This is a genomic window from Streptomyces sp. NPDC059564, assembly GCF_042735575.1.
Classification (GTDB): Bacteria; Actinomycetota; Actinomycetes; order Streptomycetales; family Streptomycetaceae; genus Streptomyces.
In genome coordinates this window covers 1-7,598 of record NZ_JBHWBP010000368.1, presented here as the reverse complement: position 1 = coordinate 7,598, position 7,598 = coordinate 1, and the positions used below count along the sequence as shown (strand labels likewise).

At 70.6% G+C, this 7,598-nt stretch carries 9 protein-coding genes, 1 tRNA gene and 1 pseudogene; 6 read left to right on the top strand and 5 right to left on the bottom strand.

What is annotated here, in order from left to right; genetic code table 11:
• On the bottom strand, positions 1–390 hold a 390-nt coding region (locus tag ACFV0Q_RS35360), incomplete at its 3' end, for an acyl-CoA dehydrogenase family protein (protein WP_385011185.1).
• Between the two features lie 271 nt (positions 391–661).
• Here ACFV0Q_RS35360 and ACFV0Q_RS35355 point away from each other — a divergent pair.
• Positions 662–1,675, top strand: a complete 1,014-nt coding sequence (locus ACFV0Q_RS35355; protein ID WP_385011184.1) for a bifunctional lysylphosphatidylglycerol flippase/synthetase MprF — start codon at positions 662–664, stop codon at positions 1,673–1,675.
• A gap of 13 nt (positions 1,676–1,688) precedes the next feature.
• Positions 1,689–1,838: a hypothetical protein gene (locus tag ACFV0Q_RS35350; RefSeq protein ID WP_385011183.1), complete on the top strand. Its 150-nt coding sequence runs from the start codon at positions 1,689–1,691 to the stop codon at positions 1,836–1,838.
• Between the two features lie 474 nt (positions 1,839–2,312).
• Here the strand turns inward: ACFV0Q_RS35350 and ACFV0Q_RS35345 are convergent, their stop codons facing one another.
• Entirely contained in the window at positions 2,313–2,642 is a 330-nt protein-coding gene (locus tag ACFV0Q_RS35345) for a DUF6415 family natural product biosynthesis protein (RefSeq protein ID WP_385011181.1), read from the bottom strand.
• A gap of 155 nt (positions 2,643–2,797) precedes the next feature.
• Between ACFV0Q_RS35345 and ACFV0Q_RS35340 the strand changes: the two genes are divergently transcribed.
• The 3 genes and pseudogenes from ACFV0Q_RS35340 to ACFV0Q_RS35330 all read left to right on the top strand — a co-directional run.
• Positions 2,798–4,030: a helix-turn-helix domain-containing protein gene (locus ACFV0Q_RS35340; RefSeq protein ID WP_385011180.1), complete on the top strand. Its 1,233-nt coding sequence runs from the start codon at positions 2,798–2,800 to the stop codon at positions 4,028–4,030.
• Positions 4,031–4,040: 10 nt separating this feature from the next.
• Positions 4,041–4,514, top strand: coding sequence for a hypothetical protein (locus tag ACFV0Q_RS35335; RefSeq protein WP_385011179.1), 474 nt, complete (start codon positions 4,041–4,043; stop codon positions 4,512–4,514).
• A 19-nt stretch (positions 4,515–4,533) separates the two neighbouring features.
• Positions 4,534–4,810: pseudogene (locus ACFV0Q_RS35330) on the top strand (HD domain-containing protein); the annotation flags it as partial.
• Between the two features lie 39 nt (positions 4,811–4,849).
• Here the strand turns inward: ACFV0Q_RS35330 and ACFV0Q_RS35325 are convergent.
• The 3 genes from ACFV0Q_RS35325 to ACFV0Q_RS35315 form a co-directional block, all read right to left on the bottom strand.
• Positions 4,850–5,551 (bottom strand): hypothetical protein, encoded by a 702-nt coding sequence (locus ACFV0Q_RS35325; protein ID WP_385011177.1) that lies wholly within the window; start codon positions 5,549–5,551, stop codon positions 4,850–4,852.
• A gap of 3 nt (positions 5,552–5,554) precedes the next feature.
• On the bottom strand, positions 5,555–6,655 hold the full coding sequence (locus ACFV0Q_RS35320) for an iron-containing redox enzyme family protein (RefSeq protein WP_385011175.1): 1,101 nt from the start codon (positions 6,653–6,655) through the stop codon (positions 5,555–5,557).
• Between the two features lie 252 nt (positions 6,656–6,907).
• A tRNA-OTHER gene (locus tag ACFV0Q_RS35315) sits at positions 6,908–6,998 on the bottom strand.
• A gap of 170 nt (positions 6,999–7,168) precedes the next feature.
• On the opposite strand from ACFV0Q_RS35315, the gene ACFV0Q_RS35310 reads away from it, so the two are divergent.
• Positions 7,169–7,549, top strand: coding sequence for a hypothetical protein (locus tag ACFV0Q_RS35310; RefSeq protein ID WP_266576077.1), 381 nt, complete (start codon positions 7,169–7,171; stop codon positions 7,547–7,549).
• Positions 7,550–7,598: the final 49 nt, after the last annotated feature.

Genomic DNA, 7,598 nt, shown 5'->3' with positions numbered 1-7,598 from the left:
GGTACGTCCCTCCGCCCAGCCGGAGGCCAGCAGCAGCCCGTCGGAGGCCACCGCCGTCATCAGCTTCAGCTGGGCCGGGGTGAGCCGACCGGTGGCCTCCGCCAGCCGGAACAGCATCGCCACCGTGAAGTGGTGCATCACGGTGGCCACCCCCAGGGAGGGCGAGGCGGCGGCGATGGCCCGCTGCACCCGGACCGCCTCCAGCGGCCCGGCGGCCGCGCCGCCGTACGCGGCCGGCACCAGCAGCCCGGGACCGCCGTGCTTGCGGTACAGCTCCAGCACCGGGCTGTCCGCGCCCTCCCGGGTGCTGAGCGGCAGGTCTTCGAGTGCGTCGAGAAGACCTGCGTGGAATTGCTCGCAGATCCCGCGCGCTGTCGTCAGGGAACGCATCGCCGTGTTCTCCTCGGGCTCTCTGGGAATTGTTCTGCGGACCGGGGGAGGAATTTCCTGTGGCCCCTGTGATCCGAAAGCCAATAGTCGGAAAACATCGTTTCACTGACCGTCTGACTGAGGCCTGACGCTCATCTGACCTGCGTGTTCGCCTGACTTGTGCCTGACGGGCGGCTGACCGTCAGGCACGGTGGGGCTTGTGGCGCGGTGCCGCCCGTGCCATAAGTGGGGGAGTGTCGTGGCGAAGTGCCGGCGGGAGAATGGATCCGAAATGACGGCAGTAATTCTGGAGACGGATGTCGCGCTCGACGCCATCCGGCGGTACGCGGACGCGGGCAATCCGAGCGCGTATTTCGCCTTCAGCGACGGGAACAGCTACTTCCGGTTGCCGGAGGTCCCCGGGGTGATCGTGTACCGGCCGGTCGGCCGCTACCTGGTCCAGTTCGGCGGCCCCTTCGCCCCCTTCGCCCCCGCCGGACCGGACGGCCCGCGGGCACGGCTGCTGGCGGGGTTCACCGCCTTCGCCGCCGAGCAGGGCCGCGAGATCGTCTCCGTACAGCTCCAGGGCGCGGACGCCGACGTCTACGTCGAACAGGGCTTCACGGTGAACCAGATGGGCGCCTCCTACGCCGTCGACCTGGAGACCTTCACCCTGGCCGGCACCAAGTTCATGCAGCTGCGCAACAAGATCTCGCGGGCGCTGCGCAGCGGCCTGGAGATCAAGGAGGTCGAGTACGAGGACTACGCGGACCAGATCTCATCCCTCGACACGGCCTGGCTCTCCACCAAGGGCGAGGGCGTCAAACCGCTGGAGTTCCTCGTCGGCCAGACGGGCGGCCGCTACCAGCACCTGCGCCGCGTCTTCGCCGCCGTCCGGGAGGGAGAGCTGATCGGCTACGTCTCCTACGCCCCGGTGTACGGCCCCCAGGAAGGCTGGATGCACGACCTCAGCCGCCGGCAGCCCGACTCACCGCCCGGGGTGATGGAGGCCCTCAACAAGGCCGCCATCGACGTGTTCACCGCCGAGGGGACCCGCTGGCTGCACTTCGGCTTCACCCCCTTCACCTCCCTGACGGCCCCCCAGTTCCCGGGCCACAGCCTGGGCTTCCACTGGTTCATGCAGCACCTGTGGGAGCACGGCGCGCACATCTACCCGGCGCGCACGCAGCTGGAGTACAAGCAGAAGTGGGCCCCCTCGGCGGTCCTGCCGGAGTACATCGCCTTCCAGCACCGGGCGAGCCTGCCCGCCCTGGTCCACGTCTTCCGCGCCTGCAACGCGGTCTGAGAGGGGTTACGAGATGTCCGAGGAGATCGAAACAACGGGCCTGCTGCTCGTGGACCGCTTCCAGGCCTGCGCCGCCGCCCCCGACGACCTGGACGCGGCCCACCTCTGCGACGAGGCCCTGACCCACCTGGACACCTTGCTCCGGGCGGCGGCCGCGGCCTGATCCGTCCCCTCCCTCACGCACCGCGCCCCGCACCCGATGAGTGCGGAGGCGCGGTGCCGACGCGTCACCCCTCGGGCGTGCAGCAGGCCCCGCAGGCGACATTCCGGGGCGCCAGGGTCTCCAGGTCGACCATGACGGTCACGCCGAACCCATGAGGACACACCCGCCGGGGCCACTTCCCAGGCTGCCGCACCACCGGGTTCGCGTCCCACCCGGCCACCAACTCCCGGTACCGGGGGTCAACCCACGCCCCTCGCGCTTCGCCGCCCTCTTCGCTCACCGCAACGCCTCTCTTACGGACCGGAGTCGACTGTAGGGGAACGGCACCACCTCAGGCGACCGGCGCAGGTGCGGCGCACGCGGACCCGGGCGATGCCCGAATGGCGGAGCCTCAGGAGCGGGTGATGCCGACGAGCAGAGCGCCGAGTACGACCAGGACGCTGACGACGTAGAGGGCCTGCCGCTGCCACTCCCTCACCGGGCGGAGCCCGACCGGCGATCGGCGGGCGCCGCGGCCAGGTTCCGAAGAATCCGGGCCAGCGCCCGCGCGTGGTTCCAGTTCGCGTGGTCGCCCCGCCCCGGCGGACCGGCGTCGACGAAGTACGCCCACTCGATCAGGGCCGCCCCGACGCGCTCGGTCCGCTGACTGCTCGGCATCGCGCCCACCTGGGCGTGTAGGACCTGCCCGTGGGTGATCAGATCGTCGATGAGGCGGGCGACGGCCTCGGCGTCCGGCCGGTCCGAGTAGGGCACGATCGCCCGCCCGATGAGGTCCTCGATCTCCTGCGTCTCGCCGGTCTCCATGCTGGTGCTCCCTGCCGTCATCAAGGGGTGGTGAGACCAGTCAATGGCGCGTGGCCGGTGTGGGACTATCCCCAATGCGGCATGCGCATACGGGTATGCGCGCTGCGGGTACTGGCCGACGCAGGTACGGGTCGAAACGCGAGAATGGGCCGACGTTGAGCATTTCGTCAGCGGCGAGGGAAGCGTCCCGGGCGAGGGACTACGGCAAGGTCATCGAACTGGTCCGCAAAAGCGCGAGGCTGACGCAGACTCAGTTAGGCCAGGCGTGCGGGCTGTCGCAGTCGGCAGTGTCACGGTTGGAGAAGCGCGGCCCCGGGGCATACGCGACAGACATTCTGGCGGTGCTGGCGGCGCATCTAAGCGTCCCGGCTTCACTGTTGGGGCTCGCGGACGCAGTGGCACGAGACGGGTACGAGCACGTGGAACGGCGGGACTTTCTGGGAGGGGTGGCCGCGGCCGCTGTCACCCCTGCTCTTTCCGCACTGCCTGATCCGAGTGGAGGCGCCGGGCAGGCGGCGACGCTGCGACTGGGTACGGCCTCGTACCGGCGCCTGGACGCGTCGACCCCGTCGCGGGAGTTGTCGGAGGCGGTGCAGTCCCATCTCCGGCTCGTTCAGAACGTGAGCCGGGCGGCGAACGATGACCGACAGCGGGCTCGGCTGGCAGCGGTCGGTAGTGAGGCAGCGAGTCTGGTGGGTTGGCTGTCGTGGGACATGGGCGACCACGGATCGGCGCGCAGCTGGTACGCCTCGGCGATCAAGGCGGCGCGGGCTGCGGGTGAACCTCTACTGGCCGCCTATCAGGCCGGCAGCATGGCACAGTTCGAGGCGGACGCAGGCAACGGGGCGCAGGCCTTGAACTGGACTCGGAAGGCCCGGGGGTTTCTGGATGCGCGCAGGCCGGCGGTCGCGGATGCGTGGTTGTCCTCGGTCGAGGCGGTGGCTCACGCTGCGGCTGGGGACGAGCGGGCAGCCGACCGGTCGCTGACCACGAGCCGATCCCTCGCGGCACGGCTGGAGTCGGAGGAACCGGCGCCCTGGCCTTGGGTGTTCCAGTTCAGCGAGACCAAGGTTGCGGCGGCGCGGGTTGCCTGCGGGGCCCGGCTGGGGCTGCCCGGTTGGGTTCTCGATGCTGACACGGAGGCCCTGGCCTCCGGGCACGCGAAGCAGCGTGCGTTGCTGGTGCTGGACATCGCGGCGGGGCATCTGGCGGCCGGGCGCGTGGAGGCTGCCTTCGCACTGGCCTCCCGCGCCCTGGAGTCGGGCGTCCAGTACCGTTCGGGGCGGATCGTGGACCGTGCGCGCACGGTCCGGCGCTCGTACCGAACCGCGTCACCGCCGAAGGTCGTCCGGGACTTCGACGAGCGACTGCACGACGTCTACCTGTAGGGGGCACGCCATGCGCGTGGGGATCACGGGCCATCGAGGGCTGAACGCCGAGGTGGAGCAGCAGGTACGCGACCTTCTCCAGGCCGTGGTGCGCAGTCACGGCGGTGTCGACCTGGTGGGGGTCTCCTGCATCGCAGACGGCCCGGACGCATGGTTCGCCGAGCACGTCCTTGCGTACGGCGGCCGCTTGGAGGTGGTGCTCCCTGCGGAGCAGTACCGCGAGAGCCTGCCGGAGGAGCACTGGCCGGTGTACGACCGGCTGATGGACCGGGCGTCAGAGGTACATCGCACCGGCATGACGGCCTCCGACCCGGCGGCGCACATGGCGGGCAGCGAGATCCTCGTGGGTCTGGTGGACGAGCTGCTGGCCGTCTGGGACGGGCAGCCTGCGCGTGGGTACGGCGGAACTGCCGACGTGGTCGCTTACGCCGCCCGGACTGGTGTTCCGGTCCGCGTTCTTTGGCCCGAGGGAGCGAGTCGCTGAGCTCTGTAGACAACAGATGTACGCGCCCGCCGGCGACCCGCAGGCCGTGACGGCCGATCAGACGGCGGGGATGCCCGAGGCGCTCGCCTCGGCGATCCGTGGGGCTGGTCGCCGAGTGCGAGTCCAAGGAGTCCCCCGAGGCGGTCTGCGCCCGGGACGCCGACAAGCTGGAGTGCATGCTCCAGGGCATCGAGTACAAGGCGCAGGGGTACGAGGCCGCGCAGCGGCTCGCCGATGAGCTGTTCGGGCAGGGTCCGCTGGACTGGTTGCGCAACGCGCTCGGTGAGAAGGCCTGACCCCCTCCCGCCCGTGGGCGGGAGGGGGCGATTCGACGGTCAGCGGAGGGCGGGGCGGGTGTGGAGGAGGGTGCCGGCCGGGCCGCGGACCAGCATGGGGCGGCCTCGGAGGGCCGAGGCCATCGGGGTCTTGGCCGGGGAGAGGTGGGCGGTCAGGAGGTCCTGGGTCACCGGGCCGGCGGGCCCGGCCAGTAGTTCGTGGAGGTCGTCGGTGACGGTGCGGCGGTCGAGCAGGAGGCCCTGACCGGGCCGCGGCGCCGCCTCCAGCAGCGGGGCGGTGGAGCCGCCCGGGCCGTAGAGGCGGGAGCGCAGGCTGCCCTCCCCCTCCCGGGCGACGACTGCCACCAGGGTGAACTCGCTGTCCGTCGGGGGCGGTTCGGGCAGCTCCACCCGTACCGTCGCCCCCGCCGGGGCGACGGTACGGGTCCGGTGCAGCCCGATCAGCCAGTCGGCGTGGACGTCGAGCCACGGGCCGCTGAGCGTGCGCCGCAGGAGGGAGCCCAGCGCCGCCGCCAGCCGCCGGTCCGCGAGGTCCCGTACGGGTCCACCGCCGGGACCGGAGGGCCCGGACGGCGGCACGTACTGGAAGAGCCAGTCGTCGTCCGCCGTCCAGGACATCCGCAGCCGCAGCGTCCGGTACGGGTGGTGGTCGCGGAAGCCCGCCGTGACCGCCGCCGGGACCGGCGGCAGGACGACCGGCGCGAAGCCGTGCTCGCGCAGCCCGTGCGCATCCGTCGGCACGGCTCAGCCCGCGGCGACGGGCGTGCGCTCGGCGGTCTCGGCGGTCGGCCGGGCCAGGTCCAGGCGCTCGTCGAGGTGGCGCGCGGAGGAGTTGGCCCGCCACAGCGCGCCGCGGGCGATGCCCCGGCGCATGTAGGCGGTGTCGGCGCTCGGGATGACCACGTTGTGGAACCAGCCGGCGGCGTGCTGGGAGTCGATGGTGATGTGCAGCCGGTGGTACGTGATCCCGACCTCGGGCAGGCCGAGGCGCTCCCAGGCCCGGACGACGTTGCGGAACCGGTCGGGGGCCAGCCACTCGGTCATGCCGAGGAAGCCGACCGCCTCCGGGTACAGGTGGCGGTACCGGCACAGCAGCACGGCGAGGTTCCCCGAGTGCAGGTCGGTGGTGGTCATGGCCGCCTCGAGGTCCTCGGCACGGACGTCGAAGACCTCGTAGATCTTGTTGAAGAGGTGGGTGTGCACGGCCTCCGGGTCGCCGTTGCCCATCTCGTCCCAGTAGTTGCCCGCGATCTCCATCTTGCTGGCGCCGGCCGTGCCGATCTGCATCATCGCGAGGAAGTCGTCGAAGCGGCCGTCGATCAGCGACTCCTGGATGACGTACGTGCGCAGGTCCTCGCTGCGCGCCTCGCGGTTGATGAAGTCGGTGTAGTAGGGGTGCTTGAAGGCGCGGTGCTTGCGCACCAGGCCCTTGAGCCAGGACAGGAACAGCTTGGGCTCGGCGGGCGCCGACTCCAGCAGCCCGGGCTCCAGGTGGGCGTCCTCGGCGGCCAGGGTGGCGTTCTCCAGCATCCGGGTGACCTCGTGCAGCAGCACGGAGCCCTCGGCCGTCGGCCGGTCCGGTATCTGCATCACCGTCTGGTAGATGCGCGACAGCAGGAGCTGCTGGTGGTAATGGGCGTCGTCCCGGTCGGGGCCGGCGACGGCGGCGGCGTTCATCTCGGCCACCGCCTCGACGACGCGCGCGCGCTCGCCCAGGAACTTGGCGTCGATCTCGTCGGCGTCCACGGTCAGCCAGGAGGAGACCTCCTCCACGAGCGCGGCGGCGTCGGTCCTGCGGATCGTGGGCACGGTGGGGTTGTCGCTGCTGGGCAACTGCGTCTCCATGTCTCTCGGGGTCGCTCGGAAAACGACGCCTGTTCGGGTCGCGCCGGACGTGGGAGGGAGGTGGGAAGAAGGTGCTGATCCGTCTACGAGACCCACGGGGCGGATGGGCTGGACACGGTCGCTCCGCGAGTCCGGGGACGAGAAGGGCGCCCGAGGGGCCCCGGGCCCCGGCACCGCCGTGGGCCCCTCATGCCAAAGACACGCGCACCCCTGGTATCGGATCGGGATGCGCGTGCCTGGGATGAGCACCAGCGGAGAGGGCAGGATTCGAACCTGCGTGGGCAGAGCCCGTTCGGCGGGTAAACCCCACCGGACCCCATTCGGCCGCTTTGGGAACCTCTCCTCGGCCTTTCGTGACATCAGCTTGGCACGCCGTGGCTGACACGGTGCTGATGGATATCTGAGAGGGAAAGGGGAAGACCGGTCAGGGGCCCATCAGCGGTGACTGGGATAGTCGAAGGCGATCGAGCTTCTTCGTCATCTTCATCTTCATCTGGTACCAGGGGAGTTCCCGTGAGCGCCGAAACCGCCAAGATTGCCGTATCGCGTCTGTACGCCGACGAGAACGGGGAATCGCATTTCATCGACGAGCAGCTGGAGGTGACGGCGGTGAATTTCGCGCCGCCCGCGCCGTCGCTCTTCGTCTCCGAGGGCGTGCCGGCCAAGCAGGCCGTCTACCTCTACATCCCGGCCGGGTGGTTCGGCGACTTCCACCCGGCGCCGCGCCGCCAGATCATGACCCTGGTCAGCGGAAAGATGGAGTGCGGGGTCAGCGACGGCACCTGGCGGACCTTCGTCCCCGGCAACACCCAGCTGGTCGAGGACACGCACGGCAAGGGCCACGCCACGAAGGCGCTCGAGGACTGCGTGATGATCGTTTCCCAGCTCGGCTGACACTCGCGCGGAAAGCGGCGCGCAAGAAGGGGGCACGGGCCGGATATCC

What these genes read in the sequence shown, in the direction of transcription:
- ACFV0Q_RS35355 (WP_385011184.1), top strand. Translation starts at nt 662, where the DNA reads ATGACGGCAGTAATTCTGGAGACGGATGTCGCGCTCGACGCCATCCGG.
- ACFV0Q_RS35350 (WP_385011183.1), top strand. Translation starts at nt 1,689, where the DNA reads ATGTCCGAGGAGATCGAAACAACGGGCCTGCTGCTCGTGGACCGCTTC.
- ACFV0Q_RS35345 (WP_385011181.1), bottom strand. Translation starts at nt 2,642, where the DNA reads ATGGAGACCGGCGAGACGCAGGAGATCGAGGACCTCATCGGGCGGGCG.
- ACFV0Q_RS35335 (WP_385011179.1), top strand. Translation starts at nt 4,041, where the DNA reads ATGCGCGTGGGGATCACGGGCCATCGAGGGCTGAACGCCGAGGTGGAG.
- ACFV0Q_RS35320 (WP_385011175.1), bottom strand. Translation starts at nt 6,655, where the DNA reads ATGGAGACGCAGTTGCCCAGCAGCGACAACCCCACCGTGCCCACGATC.